At 73.6% G+C, this 21,732-nt stretch carries 20 protein-coding genes and 1 pseudogene; 9 read left to right on the plus strand and 12 right to left on the minus strand.

Features of this window, described 5'->3' with window-relative positions:
• Positions 1–3: 3 nt before the first annotated feature.
• Positions 4–2,028, plus strand: coding sequence for an ATP-binding protein (locus GA0070558_RS10610; protein ID WP_091278090.1), 2,025 nt, complete (start codon positions 4–6; stop codon positions 2,026–2,028).
• Entirely contained in the window at positions 2,025–3,188 is a 1,164-nt protein-coding gene (locus GA0070558_RS10615; RefSeq protein ID WP_091278092.1) for an acyl-CoA dehydrogenase family protein, read from the plus strand. The genes GA0070558_RS10610 and GA0070558_RS10615 overlap by 4 nt, the downstream gene beginning before the upstream one ends.
• A 156-nt stretch (positions 3,189–3,344) precedes the next feature.
• Here GA0070558_RS10615 and GA0070558_RS10620 read toward each other — a convergent pair whose 3' ends face one another.
• Complete coding sequence (locus GA0070558_RS10620; protein WP_091278094.1) at positions 3,345–3,533, minus strand: DUF397 domain-containing protein; 189 nt, start codon at positions 3,531–3,533, stop codon at positions 3,345–3,347.
• On the minus strand, positions 3,530–4,384 hold the full coding sequence (locus tag GA0070558_RS10625; RefSeq protein ID WP_091278096.1) for a helix-turn-helix domain-containing protein: 855 nt from the start codon (positions 4,382–4,384) through the stop codon (positions 3,530–3,532). Before GA0070558_RS10625 ends, GA0070558_RS10620 begins: the two co-directional genes overlap by 4 nt.
• A gap of 232 nt (positions 4,385–4,616) precedes the next feature.
• On the opposite strand from GA0070558_RS10625, the gene GA0070558_RS10630 reads away from it, so the two are divergent.
• The 6 genes from GA0070558_RS10630 to GA0070558_RS10655 all read left to right on the plus strand — a co-directional run bounded on the left by GA0070558_RS10630 (position 4,617) and on the right by GA0070558_RS10655 (position 8,955).
• Positions 4,617–4,802: a hypothetical protein gene (locus tag GA0070558_RS10630; protein WP_091278098.1), complete on the plus strand. Its 186-nt coding sequence runs from the start codon at positions 4,617–4,619 to the stop codon at positions 4,800–4,802.
• 53 nt (positions 4,803–4,855) lie between these two features.
• A complete protein-coding gene (locus GA0070558_RS10635) occupies positions 4,856–5,158 on the plus strand; it encodes a hypothetical protein (RefSeq protein ID WP_256091866.1) in 303 nt (100 codons plus the stop codon).
• An 85-nt stretch (positions 5,159–5,243) separates the two neighbouring features.
• Positions 5,244–5,918 (plus strand): hypothetical protein, encoded by a 675-nt coding sequence (locus tag GA0070558_RS10640; RefSeq protein ID WP_218106980.1) that lies wholly within the window; start codon positions 5,244–5,246, stop codon positions 5,916–5,918.
• A 228-nt stretch (positions 5,919–6,146) separates the two neighbouring features.
• Positions 6,147–7,244 (plus strand): hypothetical protein, encoded by a 1,098-nt coding sequence (locus tag GA0070558_RS10645; protein ID WP_091278099.1) that lies wholly within the window; start codon positions 6,147–6,149, stop codon positions 7,242–7,244.
• An 11-nt stretch (positions 7,245–7,255) separates the two neighbouring features.
• The gene (locus GA0070558_RS10650) at positions 7,256–8,116 is read left to right on the plus strand and encodes a hypothetical protein (protein ID WP_141722194.1); all 861 of its coding nucleotides are present in this window, start codon (positions 7,256–7,258) and stop codon (positions 8,114–8,116) included.
• 299 nt (positions 8,117–8,415) lie between these two features.
• Positions 8,416–8,955, plus strand: coding sequence for a hypothetical protein (locus GA0070558_RS10655; protein ID WP_091278103.1), 540 nt, complete (start codon positions 8,416–8,418; stop codon positions 8,953–8,955).
• On the opposite strand, the gene GA0070558_RS10660 is transcribed toward GA0070558_RS10655, so the two are convergent.
• The 3 genes from GA0070558_RS10660 to GA0070558_RS10670 all read right to left on the minus strand — a co-directional run bounded on the left by GA0070558_RS10660 (position 8,945) and on the right by GA0070558_RS10670 (position 12,851).
• Positions 8,945–9,967, minus strand: coding sequence for a hypothetical protein (locus tag GA0070558_RS10660; protein WP_091278105.1), 1,023 nt, complete (start codon positions 9,965–9,967; stop codon positions 8,945–8,947). The two genes, GA0070558_RS10655 and GA0070558_RS10660, sit on opposite strands and share 11 nt — an antisense overlap.
• Complete coding sequence (locus GA0070558_RS10665) at positions 9,964–10,905, minus strand: transporter substrate-binding domain-containing protein (protein WP_043964943.1); 942 nt, start codon at positions 10,903–10,905, stop codon at positions 9,964–9,966. Before GA0070558_RS10665 ends, GA0070558_RS10660 begins: the two co-directional genes overlap by 4 nt.
• Before the next feature lie 131 nt (positions 10,906–11,036).
• Positions 11,037–12,851 (minus strand): alpha/beta hydrolase, encoded by a 1,815-nt coding sequence (locus GA0070558_RS10670; RefSeq protein ID WP_091278107.1) that lies wholly within the window; start codon positions 12,849–12,851, stop codon positions 11,037–11,039.
• A 296-nt stretch (positions 12,852–13,147) separates the two neighbouring features.
• Between GA0070558_RS10670 and GA0070558_RS10675 the strand changes: the two genes are divergently transcribed.
• Positions 13,148–13,498 carry a hypothetical protein gene (locus GA0070558_RS10675; RefSeq protein WP_141722195.1) on the plus strand — a complete coding sequence of 117 codons (351 nt, stop codon included), beginning with the start codon at positions 13,148–13,150 and terminating at the stop codon, positions 13,496–13,498.
• Here the strand turns inward: GA0070558_RS10675 and GA0070558_RS10680 are convergent.
• The 7 genes and pseudogenes from GA0070558_RS10680 to GA0070558_RS10710 all read right to left on the minus strand — a co-directional run bounded on the left by GA0070558_RS10680 (position 13,485) and on the right by GA0070558_RS10710 (position 21,550).
• Positions 13,485–15,107: a serine/threonine-protein kinase gene (locus GA0070558_RS10680; protein WP_091278109.1), complete on the minus strand. Its 1,623-nt coding sequence runs from the start codon at positions 15,105–15,107 to the stop codon at positions 13,485–13,487. The genes GA0070558_RS10675 and GA0070558_RS10680 overlap by 14 nt on opposite strands.
• A 138-nt stretch (positions 15,108–15,245) precedes the next feature.
• Positions 15,246–15,701 (minus strand): annotated as a pseudogene (locus GA0070558_RS10685) (hypothetical protein); the annotation flags it as partial.
• 179 nt (positions 15,702–15,880) lie between these two features.
• Positions 15,881–19,462 carry an adenylate/guanylate cyclase domain-containing protein gene (locus GA0070558_RS10690; RefSeq protein WP_077937988.1) on the minus strand — a complete coding sequence of 1,194 codons (3,582 nt, stop codon included), beginning with the start codon at positions 19,460–19,462 and terminating at the stop codon, positions 15,881–15,883.
• Positions 19,459–20,271: an MBL fold metallo-hydrolase gene (locus GA0070558_RS10695; RefSeq protein WP_091278113.1), complete on the minus strand. Its 813-nt coding sequence runs from the start codon at positions 20,269–20,271 to the stop codon at positions 19,459–19,461. The genes GA0070558_RS10690 and GA0070558_RS10695 overlap by 4 nt, the downstream gene beginning before the upstream one ends.
• A gap of 123 nt (positions 20,272–20,394) precedes the next feature.
• A complete protein-coding gene (locus GA0070558_RS10700; protein ID WP_043966380.1) occupies positions 20,395–20,856 on the minus strand; it encodes a RidA family protein in 462 nt (153 codons plus the stop codon).
• A gap of 5 nt (positions 20,857–20,861) precedes the next feature.
• Positions 20,862–21,017, minus strand: coding sequence for a Sp36 family protein (gene sp36 / locus GA0070558_RS10705; protein WP_018222171.1), 156 nt, complete (start codon positions 21,015–21,017; stop codon positions 20,862–20,864).
• Positions 21,018–21,061: 44 nt separating this feature from the next.
• Positions 21,062–21,550, minus strand: a complete 489-nt coding sequence (locus tag GA0070558_RS10710) for a hypothetical protein (RefSeq protein ID WP_091278115.1) — start codon at positions 21,548–21,550, stop codon at positions 21,062–21,064.
• Positions 21,551–21,732: the final 182 nt, after the last annotated feature.

Below are 21,732 nucleotides of genomic sequence, written 5' to 3' on the forward strand. Positions count from 1 at the left end.
TTCATGATCACCCGTCTGCTGGTCGCGAACCGGGGCGAGATCGCCCGGCGCGTCATCGCCACCTGCCGGGCGCTCGGCGTCGCCACGGTCGCCGTGCACTCCGACGCCGACGCCGACGCGCCGTTCGTCGCCGAGGCCGACCTGGCCGTACGCCTGCCGGGGAACGCGCCCGCCGAGACGTACCTGCGGGTCGACCTCATCCTGGACGCGGCCCGCCGCACCGGCGCGGACGCCGTGCACCCCGGCTACGGCTTCCTCGCCGAGAACGCCGACTTCGCGGCGGCGGTGACCGACGCGGGCCTGACCTGGGTGGGCCCGCCCGCGAAGGCGATCGCCGCGATGGGCGACAAGGTCGCGGCGAAGGCGCTGCTGGCCGACGCGGGCGTGCCGATGCTGCCCACCTGGACCGATCCCGACGAGATCACCGACTTCCCGGTGCTGGTCAAGGCGTCCGCCGGGGGCGGAGGGCGCGGCATGCGCATCGTCGCCGACCCGGCCGGGCTCGCCGAGGCCGTCGCTTCGGCGCGGCGGGAGGCGGCGGCGGCGTTCGGCGACGGCACGGTCTTCGTCGAGCGGTACGTCGAGCGGGGCCGGCACGTCGAGGTGCAGGTCTTCGGCGACACCCACGGGACGGTCGTGGCGCTGGGCGAGCGGGACTGCTCGATCCAGCGCCGGCACCAGAAGATCGTCGAGGAGGCCCCGGCGGTCGTGCCGGACGGGGTGCGGCAGCGGCTGTACGCCGCGGCCGTCGCCGCCGCCCGCGCGGTCGGGTACGTCGGCGCGGGCACGGTCGAGTTCCTGCTCGCCCCGGACGGGCGGTTCTTCTTCCTGGAGATGAACACCCGCCTCCAGGTGGAGCACCCGGTCACCGAGGCCGTCACCGGGCTGGACCTGGTGCGCCTGCAACTGCTGGTCGCCGAGGGCGGGCCGCTGCCGCTGGCGGCGGCCCCGCCGCCCGACGGCCACGCCATCGAGGTACGCCTGTGCGCCGAGGACCCGGCGCACGACTACCGGCCGGCGACGGGCGTCCTGCACCGGTTCGCGGTGCCGCAGGTGGCGGGCGAGTTCGCCCCGACGAAGGGGCTGCGCCTCGACTCGGGGGTGGCGGACGGCTCGACGGTCGGCGTGCACTACGACTCGATGCTGGCGAAGCTGGTCGCCTGGGCGCCGACCCGGGCGGAGGCGACCCGGCTGCTGGCCGGCGCGCTGGCCCGCGCCGAGCTGCACGGGGTGACCACCAACCGGGACCTGCTGGTCCGGGTGCTGCGCAGCCCCGCGTTCGCCGCGGCCGAGGTGGACACGGGTTTCCTCGACCGGCACCCCGACGTGTTCGCCCCGCTGCTGCCGGCCGACGAGCTGCCGCTGGCCGCCCTCGCCGCCGCGCTCGCCTCGGCCGCCGCTCGCCGGGCAACTGCGACGGTGCTCGCCGGGCTCCCCTCCGGCTGGCGAAACGTGCCATCGTTCCCGCAGGTGACCCGGTACGCGGGGCCGGACGGCGACGGGGTCGAGGTCCGCTACCGACTGGACCGCACCGGCGCGCTCGCCGACTGCACGGTGTCGGCCGGCGACTCGGCTCCGCCCGTCGAGGGCTCAGGGCCGCCCGCCGCCCGCCCTCTCCCGCCCAGCGTGGTGCTGGTCGCCGCCGCCCCGGACCGGGTGGTCCTCGACGTCGACGGCGTGCGGCGCGCGTACTCCGTACACCGGGTGGGGTCACAGGTCTTCGTGGACGGCCCGGACGGGGCGGCGAGCCTCACGGAGCTGCCGCGCTTCCCGCTGCCCACGGCGGAGCTGGCGGCCGGGTCGCTGCTCGCGCCGCTGCCCGGCGCGGTGGCCCGGGTGCACGTCGAGGTCGGTCAGCGGGTCGCCGCCGGTGACCTGCTGCTGACCCTGGAGGCGATGAAGCTCGAACACCCCGTGCTCGCCCCCGCCGACGGCGTGGTCGCCGAGCTGCCGGTGCCGGCCGGCGGCCAGGTCGACACCGGCGCCGTGCTGGCCGTCGTCACCACCCCCGAGGAGACAGCGTCATGAACTTCGACCTCACCGACGAGCAGGAGCAGCTCCGCGACGCCGTCCGGGCGTTGGGCCGAAAATATGGCCACGGCTACTTCGTGGAGAAGGCGAAGTCCGGCGGGCACACCACCGAGCTGTGGGAGGAGGCCGCCCGGCTCGGCTACCTCGGCGTCAACATCCCCACGGAGTACGGCGGCGGGGGCGGCGGCATCACCGAGCTGGCCATCGTCTGCGAGGAGCTGGCCGCCGCCGGCTGCCCGCTGCTGCTGCTCGTGGTCTCTCCCGCCATCGTCGCCACGATCGTGACGAGGCACGGCACCGAGGAGCAGCGCCAACGGTTCCTGCCCGCCATGGCCGACGGCACGCTGAAGGTGGTCTTCGCGATCACCGAGCCGGAGGCCGGGTCCAACTTCCACCGGCTCGGCACGGTGGCCCGCCGCGACGGCGACGACTGGCTGCTGACCGGCCGCAAGTGCTACATCTCGGGCGTCGACGAGGCAGGCTACGTGCTGGTGGTGGCCCGCACCGAGGACGCGGCGACCGGCAAGCTCAAGCCGGCCCTGTTCCTGGTGCCGACCGACGCCCCCGGGCTGACCCGGTCCAAGCTGGACATGGAGATCGTCTCCCCGGAGAACCAATTCATGCTCTACCTCGACGACGTACGGCTGCCCGCCGACGCCCTGGTCGGCGGGTCCCTCGACGCCGGCCTGCCCGCCCTGTTCGCCGGCCTCAACCCGGAGCGCATCACGGTCGCCGCGATGGGCGCCGGCACCGGCCGGTACGCGATCGAGCGCGCCAGCGAGTACGCGGCCACCCGCAAGGTGTGGGGCGGCCGGAGCATCGGCACCCACCAGGGCGTGTCGCACCCGCTCGCGCACGCGGCCGTGCAGGTGGAACTGGCCCGCCTCATGATCTACAAGGCGGCCACCCTGTACGACGCGGGGCGCGACCTGGAGGCCGGCGTCTCCGGCAACATGGCCAAGTACGCCTCCGGCGAGGCCGCCGCGCTCGCGGTCGACACGGCGGTGCAGGCGCTGGGCGGCGCGGGCATGACCACGGAGTACGGCGTGGCGACGCTGCTGGGCGCGGTGCGGGCGGGCCGGATCGCCCCGGTGAGCCGGGAGATGATCCTCAACTTCGTGGCGCAGCACGTCCTGGGCCAGGACAAGTCGTACTGAGATGGCCTGTGTCGGAGCGCGGGGGAGCTAGGACGAAGATCGTGCTCGGTCCTGGAAAGAGTGGCCTCCGGCGGCGGGTATCACCACTCTTTCCCTGATCGAGCGTGATCTTGTCCGCCCGCCTCGCGGTGCCCCTCCACCCAGCGGTCAGGCGGCTCAGGCCGTGAACGCGCCCGCCTTGATGGTCTTGAGGAAGGTGGCCCAGGGGGTGGGTGCGAAGTGCAGCACCGGGCCCTGCTGGTCCTTGCTGTCGCGCACCATGACGGCCTGGGAAGGCGTGGCGACCTCGACGCAGTTGCCGCCTCCGTTGCTTCGCGTGCTCTTCTTCCAGGTGACCATGCTCATGCGTGTTCCTCCCCAATCGATGCGATGAGCTTGCGAGAAGCCGCCTCGGTCAGCGCCGAGCGCTCCATGCCGACCCACACCTCCCCGTACGTCGCAACCTCGGCAGGCTTGTCGAGGTAGAGCGCGCCCGTGAGGCTGTCGGAGTAGATCAGCGAGGGCTCCTTCCCGCCTTCGAAGTCAAGGATCGTGAACGCGCCGCTGGTCATGTTGCCGCGATGCAGGCCCGCCGAGGCGGGCACCACCCGCACCGACACGTTGGGCTGCCGGCTGACCGTCACCAGGTGCTGTAGCTGGTCCGCGTCGACGCCGCGCCGCAGGACGGCTTCGTCAAGCAGCACGTCGAACTGCGGAGCGCGGGGCGTGGTGCGGGTCAGAAGGGCCTGCCGACCGCGCCGCACAGCCACGCCACGCTGGATCTCTTCCCTGCTCATCTCCGGGCGGGCCACCTCGTAGACGCGGGTGGCGTACGCCTCGGTCTGCAACAGGCCGGGGACCAACTGGGATTCGAAGGTGCGCAGCCGGGTCGCAGCCGCCTCCAGTCCTACGTACAGCTCGAACCATTCCGGGATGGCGTCGCCGTAGGAGTGCCACCAGCCGCGCGCCTTCGTCTCTTTCGCGAGGCCCATCAGTGCCTCGGTGATTTCCGGTGACGCTCCGTAGAGGCGGCACATGGCCTCCACGTCCAGCGACCGCATCGACGTCGCGCCGGTCTCGATGCGCCACATCTTCGGCGTCGACCACTCCAGCGCGTCGGCCGCAGCCTTGACCGTCATACGCGCTTCCTCGCGAAGCTGCCGCAGGTAACGCCCGAGCTGTCGCCTCGGGACCGTCGAGCCGGTATCCGTCGTCACTGGCTCTCCCTCTCCGCGACTACATACCGGGCGACGCCTGCGCTCGACATGTAATCACCTCTCGACCACGGTGAGCAACGGAGCCTATCAGAATGAAAGCACTGACATCGTTCATCCGAAACGTAATGTTGCCAATCGAGCCCTCATCCCTGAACCATGAGCACAGGATGTGGCGGTCGGATGACCGTGCGTGGCCCGGCCGCCACGTCCCCCGCACCCGGAGGAGGCAGGGATGCGCAGACGCATCAGCTACGGCCAGTACCTCGCCGCCGTCGCGGCCACCCTCGCCCGCCGGCACCGGCCGATCTGGTCCTGGATCCGGTGGCGGTATGTCTGCAAATGCGGCGACGAGTTGCCCTGCCGGCAACGGCACAAGGTCCCCATCGGTCGCCGCCACTGGCCGGGTGAACGCGAGTGACCACGCCCGGCCCCACTCCCCATACGGCCGGCGTGACCGAGTTCCGGGCGGGCATGGTCCTCCACGTGACCCGGGCGGCGAGCCCGCAGTTCGTCCAGCCGATCCTCTTCCGGCTGATCAAGGTCCGCGAGGACTGGATCACCTACCACGGCTGGATCTGGCTGCACGGCTACCAGCTCGACGCCAGGGGCGAGGCCGTGGCGCAGCGCTCCATCTTCGTACAACCTGCGGGGTTGATCGTGCGGGCGACGCCCGTGCCGGCGGCTCGGCCCTCGCGCCCGGCGCGCCGCCCGCCGCCGCCCCGACCGGTCGCCCGCGCACGACAGGGCAGGAAATCGATAGATCGACAGGTATAGCATCCGTGGACATCGCCGGTCCGCCGCCGCCCACCGGTTGCCGGGCCGGCCCTGCCCCGCCTCACCAGGAGACCCCGGAGGAACGATGCACCTCAGGTTCGCCCGTACGGCAGCAGCCGTCGTCCTCGCGCTCGGTGCCGCTGTCGCGCCGGCCACCGCCGCCAGCGCCCACCCCGACGGCGACTGGGTCAGCGTCTACCCGCCGATCCAGGGCTCCTCGACCTGGGACCGCTTCGGGGAATCCGGCCCCGCCTCCCACCACATCGTCTTCGGCAACTGGGGCTATACCAACGACTGGGCGGTGGACATCTACCGCAACCCAGGCGGCACCATCGTCTCCCCCTTCGGCTCCAAGACCGCGTCCGGCCACCCGGTCGCCGTCACGGTCGTCACCGTCCGGCCGGGCTGCGCCACCGGCAACCTCGCCGACGGCGGCTACCGCATCGGGCTGGAGGCGCGGGACACCACCACCGGTCAGGTCCTCGCCCGCGCGGACGTCATGCACGTGAACAACAAGCCCGGCGGCATCGCCGTGGGCGCGACGGTGGGGCCGTGGACCAAGCTCGGCGAGACCGGCCGGTTCCGCTACTCCAGTTGCTACCAGGTCAACGGCGACAGCGGTGCCCACGTGCACCTTGAGGTGATCAACCAGCACCGGTACTCGTGCTACATCGCGCGCGGCGCGAACACCGGCCTGGGCGACGAGACCGTGATCGGCAGGGCCGGCGTCCACTACACGGGCCAGCGCCAGGCCTGCTGACCCCGAATCCCGCTGGCAATCTTGGTACGAAATGGCCCCTCTGGGGGCGCTTTCGTACCAAGATCCGCCGGACCTGCCGAGGAGAGCCGGGCGGGACAAGTCGAAGTTCTCATGTTTGTCCTCCAGGGGTGTTTGTCGACTCGGCAAACACCCCTGAAACCCATGCATGTTTGCTGGAACCGCGAGTTTGACAACGTGACAAACTCGGCCGTATGGCAAACTCGCAGGGTGGAGATGACCTGGCCAGAGCTACTCAAAGCCGCGCGAGACCACCTGGCCTCGCTGCTCCCGGGGCACTTCGAGCTGACCGACGCCACGATCGACGGGCAGGCGGCAGCGCCATGCTCGGGTGACGCGCTGTGGCAGTTGAAGGAGCAGCGCAGCGGCGACACGCTGATTGTTGTCGAGGCGAAGACGTCGTTCGCCCCCCGGGACGTGGCGAAGACCGAGCAACGCATACCGCACATGGTCCGGCGGGCGATGGGCAACCCGGTGGTCTTGGTGGTTGCGCCCTGGCTGAGCCCGCGATCCCGAGCCCTGCTGGAGGAGCGAGGCTATTCGTACGTTGACCTGACCGGGAACGTTCACCTGCGCGCCGACCGACCAGCGGTGTTCGTCAAGGTGCAGGGGGCAGACCGCGATCCTCGCCCCTCCCAGCGTGGTCCAGTTCGGCTCCACGGTCCCAAGGCACGACGCCTTGCTCGCCTACTGACGGATGTCGCCCCTCCGCTGCGGCTGACCGATCTGGCGCTGGCGGGCGGCCTGAACCGGGGCTACGTATCCAGCCTTCTGAAATCGCTGGACGAGCAGGCGCTGATTGATCGCGACCGGAAGGGAGCCGTTGTCGAGGTAGATTGGCCGGCGCTCCTGCTGGCCGCCTCCGAGCCCTACGACCTGCTCAAGAGCAATTCCAGCGCCCTGTTCGTCGCGCCAGCAGGAGCCGGCGAGTTGTTCACACGACTCGGGAAGGACGACGCTCCACCAGCGGTGGTCACGGGGTCCTTTGCCGCGTCGGCGGTTGCGCCGGTTGCTGCGGCTGCCCAGTTGGTGCTCTACACCAGCGACCCCGCCGCGATGCGCAGCTTCGGGCGACTGCTGCCGTCCGACCGGGGCGCGGATGTGGTGCTGTTGCGGCCGGAGGACGAGGCCCAGCTTGCCCGCTCGCGCCAAGTCTCGGGCCGAACCCATGTCGGTCTGAGTCAGTTGGCGCTCGACTGCCTCGGCGGGAACGGGCGGCTGCCCGAGGAGGGACATGCGCTGATCGACTGGATGAGGAAACACGAATCGCAGTGGCGGTTACGGGATGTCGCGAACTCCAATGCATAGAGTCGCTCTCCATGACGTCACCCTCACCGTTGTATGTGGCAGCGCGTCGCGTCCTTCTGGATGCCCTGGACGCGCTCGCCGAGCACCGCAAGGCGGTGATCCTGGCCGGCGCGCAGGCGATCTACGTACGCACCGGTCAGGCCGAACTCGACGTCAGCGTCGCGCCCTACACGACGGACGCCGACCTTGCCCTTGACCCTCGGGTGCTCGGTGCCAGCCCGGCACTCACGCAGGCTATGGAGTCCGCAGGCTTCTCCCTCACCATCGAACCAGGAATCTGGGAACGGTCTGTGCTCGTGGCCGGCCGGGAGGTCGTGGTGCCGGTGGACCTGTTGGTGCCGGAGGCCCTGGCAGCCGGAAGCGGACGCAGGTCCGCGCGCCTGCCTGAGCACGGCAGAAACGCTGCGCGGCGTACTCCCGGGCTGGAGGCGGCGGTAGCAGACCACTCCGACGTCATGATCTCCAGCCTGGAGCCCGAGGCCGACCCCCGTGCCGTGCTGGTGCCGGTGGCCGGCAGCGCCGCGCTGTTCGTGTCCAAGGCGCACAAGCTGCATGAGAGGTTCCGCGACGTGCAAGCACGACCTTCTCGGCTGAAGCCGAAGGACGCCAGCGACGTCATCCGCCTCATGCAGGCACACCCGCCGGAGCAGGTCGGCCGGCGGCTGCGTGAGATCAGCGCTGATGACGTCGCTGGCGACAGCGTGCGTCAGGGAGTGCAGCACCTCCGCGATCTGTTCGGACGACGCCGGTCACCTGGGGTGAACCTGGCGGCTGATGCCTTGAACGGCGCCATGCCTGAGGCCGCCGTTCGAGCCCTCGCCCCCGCGTACACCGCAGCTCTGTTGGAGGCTTACGGCGTCGACCGGAGCTGACGTCACCAGCCGCGGATGCGCCACTCCTCCAGCGACGGCCGCTCCGCGCCCAGCGTAATGTCCCGCCCATGACCCGGGTAGACCCACGTCTCGTCCGACAGCCGGTCGAAGAGTGGGTGTTGCGGATAGGGGTGCAGAGCAAAGGAGACGGGAGGCGTCCAGCGAGGTCGAAGGACCGTGACGAAGAGTCAGATCAACCGCGCAGCGGACCCGGGCCGCACAACCATCACTCCCCGTGACCGGCGCTCGGCGCGTCCAGGGGTCCGCAGTGGCGTCGCCCCGGCCGGCATACTGGGGGCGTGCGGGACGACGGCGAGTTCGCGCAGGCGGTGGAACGGCTGTACGCCGCCTTCGCCCACCGCCCGCTGCCGCCCGACATGACCGCCTGCGAGCACTGTGTCGACCCGGCCGACGTGGCGCTCTTCGCGCGTACGCCCCTGCGGGAGCTGACGCCGGACCAACTCGGCACGTACCTGATGAACCCGGGCACCTGGGGGGATGGGACGGAGCTACCGCACCTGGTGCCCCGCCTGCTGGAGGCGTACGCCACCGGGGCGATGGAGCACTGGCTCTGGCCGGACGCCGTGACGCGCCGGGTCGGCGGGCAGTGGCTGGCCTGGCCGGCCGAGGAGCGGGACGCCGTCGAGCACTTCGCCCGCGTCTGGTGGCGGCTGACCCTCGCCATGTTCCCGTCCGTCACGCCCGCCTGGGACCTGCTGACGGCGGTCGACGTGCTGTGGACAGCCGTGGGCACCTCGGCCAGCCCGGAGGTCGTCGCCGAACTGACCGACGCCGCCGAGCACGCCCACCTGCTCCGGGGAAGCCAGGTCAGCCGGTGACCCGGCAGGCGGCGTCGATGCGGTGCACCGGGCGGACCCGCCGCCCCAGCGCCTCCAGCAGCGAGTCCTCCACGTGGAAGTCGCGCACCCGCAGCCGGTGCCGGGGCAGTTCCCCCTCGCTCGGGCAGAGCACCTGCGCCTTCACCTGGTCGGTCGGCACGTACCGGACGCCGCCGTGCTCCTGGAGCAACACCATGCTCACGTCGTCCACGACGACGACGTGTCCGCGCACGTCCTCCGTCGTGTCGGGCGCGGTCTGCACGGTGGTGACGGTCAGCGGCAGCACCGGCGTGCTGATCACCGGCAGCGCCGCCCAGACCAGCATGGCCAGCACGGCGGCCTGGGTGATCGAGGCCAGCGGCCGGATCACCGCGCCGGGCAGCGGGCCGGCGATGGCGAGCGCGAGCACCGGCGGCACGACGAAGAGCGCCACGACCAGCGGTTCGCCCTGCTGCCAGGCGTCGAGCAGGGTCGGTGCGAGCAGGAACAGCCAGCCGCCGAGCAGGGCCGCGACGATCAGCACCCGCGCCGCGGCCAGCTCGTGCAGGCGCTCGGGGCGGAGCTGGAACGCGGCGGCGAACGCGGGCAGCAGCAGCGGCAGGTAGAGGATCTGCCAGGTGGTCAGGGCGAGCAGGAAGCTGGTCAACACGAACCAGGTCGGGGTGAGTTCCGCCCAGCGGGCGAAGAGCGGGCGGCGGTGGCCGGGCAGCCGGTCGACGCTGACGCCGAGCACCGCGCCGAGGGCGAACACTGCGACCAGCCCGGTGGCGAGCAGCCGGGCGGCCGTGGTGAGGAACCCGGCGAGCAGGTTGACCGGCCCGACGTTGGCGACCAGCAGCAGGGTGGTCTGGAGTTCGCCGCCGGCCTCCACGCCGAGCCGCAGCACCGAGAAGACGGCGGGCACGGCCACCACGACCGCCCAGAACGACTGGCTGGCGCGGGCCCGGCGCTCGGCCGCGCCGGAGCCCGGTGCGTGCACGTCGTCACCTCCGGTGGCCACCGGCGCGGTCATGACGGGCGGACCTTGTCGTCGAAGTCGACCAGCTCCGGGACGTCCAGCGTCGGCGGCTGGGTCTTCGGCTGCCGCAGCCACGGCCCGAGGGTCCGGTGGTACGCGGTCAGCCAGGGACTGCTCTGCCCGCTGCGCCCCTGCTGGTAGCTCTTGTCGAGGAAGAACGCGACGAGGTCGCGCAGCGCCGGGTCGCTGATCGGCACCCCGACGCCGATCTGCTCGCTGGTGCCGAAGGGCATGTCGACGACCGTGAAGTCCTTCGGGTGCCGGGAGAGGAACCCGGCGAGGATGGTCTCGTCGGAGCTGACCGCGTCGTACCGCCCCGCGAGGATGCCCTCGACGCAGTCACCGACCTCCTTGACCACGAACACCCGGATCTGGTGCCTGCCCAGCTCGGCCTCGGTGGTCGAGCCGCCGCTGGTGCAGACCTTGTAGCGGGGGTCGCGCAGGTCCTCGATGGTGCGGATGCTGTCCCGGAGCCGGTTGGGGACCATCGCCTCCTGGGTCGTCACCAGGTACGGGCCGGCGAAGCTGACCAGCTTCGCGCGCTCCTCGGTCATCGAGAAGGTGGAGACCACCAGGTCGACCGACCCGCCCTGGAGGGCGGGGATGCGGTCCTCGGTGGACACCGGCACCCACTCGATCCGGTGGTCGCCCGCGTAGCCGAGCTGGGCGGCGATGTACCGGGCGATCTCGATGTCGAAGCCGGCGTAGGTGCCGTCGCGCAGCTCGCCCATCAGCGGGCCGACCGTGGAGACGCCGATCCTGATCGTCGGCTGGCCGTAGATGTGCGTCTCGCGCAGCTTGTCGTTGACGGACGGGATCCGGGGCTCCTGCCGGCTGTCGCAGCCGGCGGCGGCCGCGAGCAGCAGGGTCAGCGCGACTGCCAGGGTGGTGGCGACGGAGCGGACCCGGGACCGGGTGAGGAACTGGTTCATCGGCGACCTCGCTGACCCGTGCAACTGCGGGACACCGACAGTAGCCAAAGGGATCCATTACCGTGGTCACCCATCCGACGGGCCCGGGGGCACGGCGGGCGCCCGATCGCCCGCCGTGCCCCCGGGTGTCCTCAGCGGACGGTCAGCGTGCCGACCGCCGGCAGCGGGGCGACCACCGGGGGCAGCCGCTTCGGCTCGCCCCGGGCCGGCGCGGCCCGCCGGGCCAGGTCGTCCTTGGTCACGGTGACCCGGTCGCCGGCCGCACCGGCGGCCGGCTCGGCGAAGGGCTGGACGTCGCCGACGCAGACCTTGCCCTTGGCCGGCAGCGTCCCCTTGATCAGGTACGCCTCGATGGCGCCGGTCGCGCACGCCGAGGTGCCGTAGGCGGTGTGGCCCCAGTTGTCGCTGCTGAGCAGGCGGCTGTTCGGCAGGAGCGCCGCCGAGGTGACCGCGCCCTGGTAGTTGGTCGCCGGGTCCCAGTAGTTGCCGACCACCAGCACCGGTGCGCTGGTGCGCTTGTCGAACGACCCGGTGTAGGCGTCGGAGTCGCGCACCGTCCAGGTGTTGCGGGCGCACGGCGAGGTGGCCCAGGCCCAGAGCCGGCCGAAGTAGGGCGCCCGCGCGTCCTCCTTCGCGGCCAGCGCCGGCCACGAGCCGGCGTCCTTCGGGTGGTACGCGTCGGTGCAGTCGACCCCGAGGAAGGTCTCCAGGCTGTTGTTGTACGGGAAGTCGTACCCGCGGCGGGCCTGCTGGGTCGCGGCGGTGGCGGCGCGGTGGGCGAGCGCCGTGCGGGCCTGGGCGCGGCGGGCCGCCGTGGCCGCCGCCGGGTCGGTGAGCACCAGCAGGTCGGCGGTGATGCCGACGATGTCCGAGTAGCCGTACGGCGAGTAGAGCCCGCTGAGCATCGCGCCGACGTAGTCGGCGTAGCTGACCGGGTACGTCTCCCCGGTGTCCGGGTCCTCGATCACCAGCGGCTTCTTGCGCAGCCGCTTCGCCACGGTCTCGACGGCGGCGACGGGGTCACCGGCGGCGAGCGGGCATGCCTGCGGGCCGGCGGAGGCGCAGCGCTTCAGGATCTCCCGCAGCGCCGCGTACGCGCCGTCGGCGCTGGCCAGCCGGGTCTCCTGGAGCTGGTTGCGGGCCTTGCCCTGCCCCACCCACGCGTTCGGGTTGAGCACGCCGTCGACGACGACGGCCCGGACCCGGTCGGGGAACATGTTGGCGTAGTACTGCCCGAGGGCGGTGCCGTAGCTGAAGCCGAGGTAGCTCAGCTTCTGGTCGCCGACGGCCCGGCGCAGCACCTCCATGTCCCGGGCGACCTCGGCCGTCGACATGGCACCGGTGAGCGGCTTGCCGGTGCTGGAGCACGCCTTGCCGATCGCCTTCGACGAGGCGACGTACGCCTGCTCCTCGGCCTTCGTCCACGGGAAGGCCACGTTCAGCCCGGCGTACGCCTTGGTCTGCTCCTTGACCGACGGGAAGCACTTGACGTTCTCGCTGGCGGCGACGCCGCGCGGGTCGACGCCGACGATGTCGAACCGGTCGAGCAGGTCGTCGCCGAGGAAGTACGGCGCGGCGAGCGCCAGGTCGGTGCCGGAGCCGCCGGGGCCGCCCGGGTTGACGAAGAGGCTGCCGATCCGGTTCTTCTGGTCGCGCGCCTTGACCCGCAGCACGGCCACCTCGGTGGTGGCGCCCTTCGGCTTGTCGTAGTCGAGCGGGAGCTGCACGGTGGCGCACTCGGCGGTGCCGTAGCAGGCGTACCAGTCGAGCTTCGGCGTCGGCACGCTGTCGACGCGCCTGGCCTCGACGGGGTCGGTCCGGTCCGAGGTGGCCGGACGACCGAAGCCGGCGGTGGTCGGTGCCGCGCCGGCCGGCGCGACGGCCGTTCCGGCGAGGACGATCCCCGCGATTCCTGCTGCGGCGAGAGACCGGGTTGTGCGTGGCATTCGGCTGCCTTCCGGTGGGGAACGGGACGTGTCGGGGCATCCCCGACCCCCGTCACTCTAGGGACCGAGGCCAACGAACACCGCCCGCAAAATGCCTAGTAAAGGGTCATTTCCCCGACTGATGTAACGAATTTCGCCACTTCGACCTTCCCCTCATCCGTCCATTGGGGAGCGAGCGCCGTCGGGACGGGTGGGCGTCGGCAGCTCGGACGGGCCAGCGGGGCGGGCAGCCCCCGCAGGGCCGGTGACCGGGGGGCGGCGGTTGACAGGACGGCCGGCTCCGCCATCCTTGACGGGTGACCCGAATCCCTCGGCCCGACGTGCCCGTCGTGGCGGTGGCCGCGTCGCTGGCGGCGGTCGCCCTGCTGGTGGCGCTGGTCTGGTGGCAGCCGCGCAGCATCGTGGCGGTGGTGCTCGCCCTGCTCTGCGTCCTGCTCGTGATGATCGCCGGGGTGTCGGTGACGGAGGGGCGGCACCGCCGCGAGGAGGCCCGCGAACGCGGGGGCGACGAACCGGCGCAGTGGTCGGGGCAGCCCGTGGCCCGGCTCAGCGACGTCGACGCCGACACCCTGGAGGCGCTGGACAGCCGCGACCTGCGGGCCATGCGGGAACGCCGCCAGGGCGCGAGCGGGTTCAGCGACCGGTGAGGGTCGGCTCGTACAACCCGTCGACGCCGCGCCCGGCCAGGCACCGGAACGTCCGGTCCGCGCCGTCCGCCGCCGGCGGCAGCACCTCCAGCCGCCAACCGCTGGTGTACGCGATCCCGCTGGTCAGCCGGAACGTCACGGGGCTGCACACCTGGCGCACCTGCGGGTCGGCGGCCACCTCGTCGTGCGCGGCGTCGACCAGGGCGGCGGGCAGCTCGCCCTCGGCGTAGGCCTCCCACGTGTGCCGGCCGTCGCAGGGCAGCCGGGGCGCGTCCGCCCGGGTGCCGCGCACCCGCATCGGCCCGTAGCACTGCAACTCGGCGACGCACCGCGCGCCCGCCGGCAGCTCGGCCGGGCCCGCCGACCCGGAGCCGCAGCCCGGCAGGGCCCCCCACCTGCTGGCGGTCGTCGTGCCGCCCACCGTGACGACGGGGGTGGGCGTCGGTGTGGCCGGCGCGCTGCCGGCGACCCAGGCCCCGGCGCTCGCCGAGGCGGCCAGCGCGAGGGCCCCGGCACCGCCGAGGAACCAGCGCCGCCGCCACCGACGGCCGGACGTCACCGGCTCGGTGGGATGGTCGTGCCCCACCGAAGGACGCGGGGCGGCGCGGCCCGGCTGGCCGGTGCCGTAGAGGCCGCCGGAGGTGGACGGGCCGCCGGTGACGCCGGGCTGGCTGGTGCCGTAGAGGCCCCCGGACGTCGACGGGCTGCCGGTGGTGGTGCCCGTCGGGCCGCCGGACGTGGGGCCCCCGGAGACCGGGGCGCCGCTGACGGGCGCGCTGACCGGGTCCAGCGGCAGGGCGGCGAGCAGGCCGCGCAGCTCCACGGCGGAGGGGCGGGCCCCCGGGTCGTTGGACATGCCGGCCCGCAGCACGTCGATCAGCTCCTCGGGCACCCCGGGCAGCCCGGGGATCGGCTGGTGGAACATCTCCAGCACGGTGACGAGGCTGGGGCTGCGCTCGGACTGCCAGCGGGGCGGCCGGCCGAACATGACGGCGTAGAGGGTGGCGCAGAGCGAGTAGACGTCGACGGCCGGCGACGGCGGGCTGTGGTTGAACATCTCCGGCGGCGCGTAGGCCGGGGTGAGCACCTCCAGGGTCACCGTCGGGTCGCGCACCTCGGCCAGCACCGCGAGCCCGAAGTCGGCCAGCACCGCCGGGTTGAAGTGGGAGTGCAGGATGTTCGCCGGCTTGACGTCGCGGTGCAGGACGCCGTTGGCGTGCGAGTGGGCCAGCGCGTCGGCGATCTTGACGCCGAGGTCGCGGGTCTCCGCCGGGCCCAGGGGCGAGGTGCGCATCCGTTCGGCGTACGACCCGTCGCACAGCTCCATGATCAGGTAGGGGTGCCGGTCGATGGTGACGCCGACGTCGAAGAGGTCCACCACGTGTGGGTGGGACGACATCCTCCCGGCGGCCCGCGCCTCGCGCAGGAACCGGGCCTGGTCCCGCTCGTTGTCCAGGGTGCGGTTCTCGACCTTGACCGCGACCTCCCGCCCGACGGAGATCTGGGTGGCCCGGTAGACGGTGGCGTACCCTCCCCGGGCAAATACCTCCAGATCGGTCAGACCAGGCACGATGGGCAGCCGCAGGGCGCCGGGCGGGGTGTCGGTCACTGCTCGAAAATACCTAACCGGTCCGGTGACTCAGCGGTCCGCGCCCGCAGACCGGGAGGCGCCGTCCGCCGACGCGGCTGTCGGACGCCCGCTGTCCGCCGCCGCCGGCACCTGCCGCCCGGGCTCCGCCGCGTCCGATACGCCCGACTCGGCACCGGCCTCGGCGCCCGCCGACCCGCCCGACTCGGTAGCCGCCGCACGGCGGGCGTCCCGGTGCAGCGCCACGGCGGTGGCGACCGCGCCCAGGCCCTCCCAGAGCGCCACCATGAAGAACCGCCCCGGCGCGACGTCGGCGAGCACCACGATGGTGAAGACGGTGAACGTGACCAGCCGGAAGACGACCGTGAACCGGTAGAAGGCCCGCCACTCGGTGGCCGTGGCCAGCAGGTAGTAGACCCCCATGTTGAACGACGCCATCGCCGACGCCGTCAGGAACGTGCCGGTGTAGTCCCCGGCGGCCCGGCTCTGCGGCACCTCGAAGCCGAGCATGCGCAGCTGCGCCTCCGGCCAGAGCAACCCGAGCGCGCCCATCAGCAGCGCCAGGACGCCGAAGACCGCGATCGTCCAGCCGGCACTGGAGCGGGGCAGCCTCATCACGCCTCCCGGGGACGGGCACGGCGGCCCCACAGTGGACCGCTTCATGGGATGCCACCGTAGTCGCTACCGCCGACACCCGCATCGGCGGAACCGACAGAGTCGCCCCACCACGCCCCGCCGCTCGCCCGTGAGAAGGGGGCCCTTCTCTACCGTATGCGTTAACAAGGGGCCCCTCCTTACCCCTGCAGGCGCACGCGCAGCGCGTCCGCCGCGAGCCGCTCGCTGCGCTGCTCCGTCGCGTACGCCAGGCGCACCGCCTCCTCGGCCCTGGCCAGCGCCTCGGCGGGACGCCCGCAGGCGGCCAGCGCCTCGGCCAGCACGCTCACGGCGATCACCTGGCTGCGCACGTCCTCGGCGGGGACGGCCATGGCCCGGTGCGCCCAGTCCAGCGCCTGGTCGAGCTGGCCGTGGGCGAGCAGCGCGGAAGCGTACCGGGCCATGGTCTGCTGGCGGGAGAACAGCAGCGAGGGCGCGTTCGCGGCGGCGGTGGCCACCGGGGCGAGCAGCCCCACGGCGGTTGCCGGGTCACCGGCGGCGAGCCGGGCGGTCGCCAGCAGCACCCGGGGGCCCACCTGCGCGGGGGCCTGCGGGTTGTGCGGCTCGACGGCGGTCAGCACGGCCCGCGCCGACCGTTCGGCGGTCTCGCAGTCGCCCAGGTCCAGCGCCACGAAGCCGCGCAGCGTGCCGGCCATCCCGGTGAGCAGCGGGTGCGAGGTCCGCTCGGCGTACGACATGGCGTCGGCGAGCAGGTCGGCGGCGTGCTCCGGCTCGCCCAGCCCTCGGGCGACCACCCCCCGCGCCACCAGGGCGAAGCCCCGCCCCCAGTCGTCGGAGACCTCGGCGAAGTCCCGGTACGCCCGGCGGGCCGCCCCGTCGGCCTCGCTCAGCTCGCCCAGCTCCGCCCCGGCGAACGCCTCGACGGCGCGCAGCGTGCCGACGGCCCACGCCTCGCCGACCCGCTCCCCGAACGGCAGGAAGACCCGCGCCAGCCGGCGTGCCTCGCGCAGCCGGCCGGCGAGCAGCCGGGCGAACGCGGTGGTGCCGCGCAGCCACGCCCGCCCGTACGGGTCCTTCAGCTCGGCGAAGAGGCGGGCGGCCCGGCTCAGCACCGCGTCGGTGCCGGCGAAGTCGCCGCGGGTGGTGGTGACCCAGGCCAGGTTCTGCAACGACCACGCCTGCCCCCGCCGGTCCTGCGCGGTGAGGCTGACCTGGTACGACGCGGCGAGCCGGCTGCTGGCCTGGCCGAGCCGGCCGGCGATGAAGTCGGCCATGCCGAGCCGGCGCATCGCCGAGGCGCGCAGGTTGGGCAGCCCGCCGACGCCGGCCACCTGCAACGCCTCCTGCCAGCAGGCCACGGCCCGGCCCTGGTCGCCGAGGGTCTGGTGGGCCTGCCCGGCGAGCAGCAGGGCGCTGGCCCGGGTGCCCGCGTCGTCCCCGGCGTTGGCGGCGATCTTCTCCGCGTAGGCGAGCGCGTCACCGGGCCGGCCGACCTGGAGCAGCGCGCGGGCGTGCACCACCCGGTCGGCGGCGGGCAGCCCGTCGCGGGCCAGCTCGGCGGCGCGTTCGGCGTACTCGACGGCGGCGGCCGGCTCCCCGGCCTGCAGGGACCGGCGGGCGGCCCGGCCCAGCGCGGCCACGCCCAGCGGCGCGACGGTGCGGGCCGGCGCGTCCGGGCGCAGCTTGACGGCGTCGGCGAGCGTGGCGGCCCGCTCGACGTGCTCGGCGACGAACGCGTCCCGGGCGGTGTCGGTGAACCCGCCCGGCGCGGCCGACCCGTCGGGGGCGGCCCACCGGGCCAGCGCCGCGTGCCGCTCGGCCAGCTCGGCCTTGCTCACCCCGGAGTACGCGGCCTCCCGCATCAGCGGGGTGGCGAACGCGTACCCGGTGCGGGTGCGGTGCAGCATCCGGCGTTGCAGCAGTTCCTCGACGGCCCGGTCCAGTTCGACGGCGACCACGGCGGCCGGTCGGCCGTCCCGCCCGGCGCGCTGTTCGCGCAGCGCCTCCAGCGCGCCGTCGGGCACGGTGTCACCGACGACGGCGGCGTCGCGCAGCACCGACCGGGCGTCCGGCGGCAGCGCGTCGATACGCGCGGCGAGCACGGCGGCGAGGTCGCGGGAGAGCAGCCGGCTGCCCAGCGAGCCGGGGGCGAGCCGCCAGCCGGAGTTGGCCGGGGCGGACCGGTCGGCCACGGCGGTCAGCGCGCCCCGCTCCATGAGCAGGGTGACCAGCTCGGCGAGGTAGAACGGGTTGCCCTGGGCGGTGGCGAGCAGCCGGTCGGCGTCGGGCTGCGGCAGCTTCCCGCCGCCGAGATAGCTGGTGAGCAGCCGGGCCGCGTCGGCGCCGCGCAGCGGGGGCAGGGCGTGCACCTCGGCGTCGGCGACCCGGGTCAGCGCGCCGGCGGTGCGGACCAGCTCGGGGCGGCCGAGCAGCAGCACCAGCACCGGGCCGGCGATGCGGGACAGGGCGACCCCGAGGGCGCGGATCGTCTCGGTGGTGGCGTCGTGCAGGTCGTCGACGAGCACCACCAACGGCGCCTCGGCGGCCAGGGCGCTGAGCAGGTCGGCGACCGCGTTGGGCACGGCGTCGACGTCGGCGGGCTGCTGCGCGCCGCCGCCCCACTCGCCCTGGTCGGCCGGGCTGCCGGCGGGCAGGTCGGCGTACCCGAGCAGGGCCAGCAGCTGGTCGGCGGCGACCGGCGGGGCGTCGTCGCCGAGCCGGCCGATGCGCTGGTTGAGCCGGCGCAGCCGCTCCTCGACGGCGGGCCGGGTCAGCGCGGTGGCCGCGTCGTTGGGCAGGCCGACGGCGGCGCGGACCAGGTCGGCGAGGGGCGCGAGCCGGCGGCGTTCACCGAACGCGGCGCAGCGCACGGAGAGCACCCGGGCGCCGGTGTGCGCGGCGTACCGGCCGGCGCCGACGTCGTAGCCGGCGGCGAGGCGTTCGACCTCGGCGGCGAACCGGGACTTGCCGATGCCGGCCTCGGCGGTCATCAGCAGCACCCGGGGCTCACCCCGGTCGATGACCTCGGCGAGCCGGCCGGCGACCCGGCCGATCTCGGTCTCCCGGCCGACGAACGGCGCCTCGTCGCCGAGGCCGGAGCGGGTGCCGGGGGCGTCGAGGAGGCCGAGCAGCTCGTACGCCTCGACGGGTTCCCGCTTGCCCTTGAGCCGCAGCGGGCGCAGTGCCCGCCAGGACGCCACGTGCCGGGTGGCGGCGGAGGTGCGCGCCCCGGCGTAGACGGCGCCGACGGCGGCGGCGTCGGCGAGCCGGGCGGCGGTGTTCACGGTGTCGCCGATGACGGTGTATTCGATGGCCGCCTGGATGCCGGCGATCACGTCGCCGGTGTTGAGGCCGACGCGCAGGCCGAGCGGCGCGCCGCCGCCCCGCTCGTCGTCGAGCACCCGGCGCACGGCCCGCTGCATGGACAGGGCGGCGCGGACGGCCCGCTCGGCGTCGTCCTCGTGGGCGACGGGCGCGCCGAAGACGGCCATGATCCCGTCGCCGGTGAGCTTGTCGACGTGCCCGCCGAACGTCTTGACGGCCCCGGCGAGGGCGGCGAGCACCCGGTCGGTGACCGCGCCGACGCGTTCCGGGTCGAGGTCCTCCGACCAGGAGGTGAAGTCGGACAGGTCGCCGAAGAGCACGGTGACGACTCGCCGTTCGGCGGCGGGCAGCGTGGCGGCGGCCGGCAGCGCGGCTCCGCAGTTGTGGCAGAACCGGGCCCCCGGTACGGCGACCGTCCCGCAGACGGGGCAGGTCACGGCCGGTCCGCCGGTTCGGGGGGCACCCCCAGGTAGTCCAGCTGCGCGCGGACCGACCACTCGGCCGCCCACCACAGCGACCGGTCGACGTCCGCGTACACCCGGGCCACCACCTCGGGCGCGGTCCGCGCGCCCTCGGCGACCACCTGCCGCACCTGGTCGAGCCGGGCGCGGCGGTGGGCGAGGTAGAACTCGGCGGCGACGCCGCAGTCGGCCAGCGCCGGGCCGTGGCCGGGCAGCGCCGGGATCCCCCGGTACGTCGAGAGCAGCTCCAGGCTGTCGAGGTATGCCCCGAGCTGCCCGTCGGGGTGGGCGACGACGGTGGTGCCCCGCCCGAGGATGGTGTCGCCGGTGAGCACGACCCGCTCGTCGCCGCGCTCGACGAGGAAGCAGACGGAGTCGGCGGTGTGCCCGGGGGCGGGCAGCGCCCGCACGGTGAGGCCGGCGGCGTGCAGGACGGCGTCGGCGGTCAGCGGCGGACCGCCGTGGCTGTGTGCCGGGTCGACGGCCCGCACGGGCGCTCCGCCGAGCAGCTCGCGCAGCCGGGGCGAGCCCTCGGTGTGGTCGGGGTGCCCGTGGGTGATCAGCACCGTGGCGACCGGGGCGTGGGCGGCGATCGCCGCCAGGTGCCCGTCGTCGGCGGGCCCCGGGTCGACCACCAGCGCGGGTTCGCCGGGCCCGGCCCGCAGCACCCAGGTGTTGGTGCCGTCGAGGGTCATCGGCCCCGGGTTCGGTGCCCGCAGCAGGGTCACCCATCCCGGCAGCTCGTCAGCCAGCGCGGCCACGGCCGCCGTGATGTGCCCGGTCATGCCAGCGATCGTACGACTCCCCCCGCCACTCCCCGCGATCTTGCACTTGCGGCCCGGGTTTCGTGCCTCTACGCGGCTTTCGCCCGGGCCCGAAGTGCAAGATCGCGGGGGTGGGGGTGCGGGTCAGGCGACCTCGACGATCAGCTCGACCTCTACCGGGGCGTCCAGCGGGAGTTCCGAGACGCCCACCGCGGAACGGGCGTGCCGGCCCGCCTCGCCGAAGACCGCGCCGAACAGGTCGGACGCGCCGTTGATCACGCCGGGCTGGCCGGTGAAGCCGGGGGCGCTCGCCACGAAGCCGGTCACCTTGACGACCTTGACCACGTTCTCCAGGCCGACCAGCGCGTCGACGGCGGCGAGGCCGTTCAGCGCGCACCGCTGCGCCAGGTCCTTGGCCTGCTCGGCGGAGACCCCCGCGCCGACCTTGCCGGTGGCCAGCAGCTTGCCGTCGGCCATCGGGAGCTGACCGGAGACAAAGACGTGCTGCCCGGACTGCACGGCCGGCACGTAGCTGGCCACCGGGGGCACCACCTCGGGCAGCGTCAGCCCGAGCTCGGCGAGCTTCGCGTGCGGCCCGTTGCCCACGCCGCTCACGCCTTCGGCCGCTTGAGGTACGCGACGAGCTGCTCCGGGTTGGGACCGGGGACCACGGAGACGAGTTCCCAGCCGTCCTCACCCCAGTTGTCGAGGATCTGCTTGGTCGCGTGGACCAGCAGCGGGACGGTCGAGTATTCCCACTTCTGCATCGGTGCGGGGCTCCCTAGGAGGCGGCGACTGTTTCGGCCCCAGCCTACGATCCGGCGGGACCGCCCGGCGCGGGACGCTGCCCCGGGGCGATCGGCGGCTCGCCGCAGGGGCCCTCGTGGTCGTACCGCTGGGGGCAGCGCGACCGGTCCGGCAGCAGCAGGTCGCAGAAGACCCGGTGCCGGTTGTTCTGGTCGTCGGCCGTCGAGACGGTGGTCTCCCCGGCGTCCAGCTCGGGCAGGAAGCCGAGCGAGACCGCCACGCGCCCGGCCAGCGCGGCCGCCGTCGCCAGGTCGGGCACCCGGATCGGCAGGTGGATGACGTAGCCGGTCTCCTCCTCGTCGCGGGGGCGCTCGGCGGGCCGGCTGAGCGTGCGCAGCATCTCCCCCGGGTCGGTGAGCCGGCGGTAGGAACGCTCGTTGAACGGCAGGCCGGTGACCGGGCCGTCCTCGCCGGCGGGGCCGGCCCCGGCGCGCCGGGCGCAACCGGTCTGCGGCGGGAACTGGGCTCGGGAGATGTTGTCGGTGTCGCGCATTACTGCCTCCGGGCCTCGCACCTGATCACGTCGTCACCATCCGGCTCGGGCCATCCCCGCCGATCCGCCCCCGCGTCGGCACGAACGTAGGGCCGTTTTCGGACAGGGACAACGGGACGCGCATGATCAGGCACCGAAAGTCACATATGCGACAGATCGCGTTCCGGTACCGGATGGCGCCG

Origin of the sequence: Micromonospora haikouensis, assembly GCF_900091595.1 — a bacterium.
Classification (GTDB): Bacteria; Actinomycetota; Actinomycetes; order Mycobacteriales; family Micromonosporaceae; genus Micromonospora; species Micromonospora haikouensis.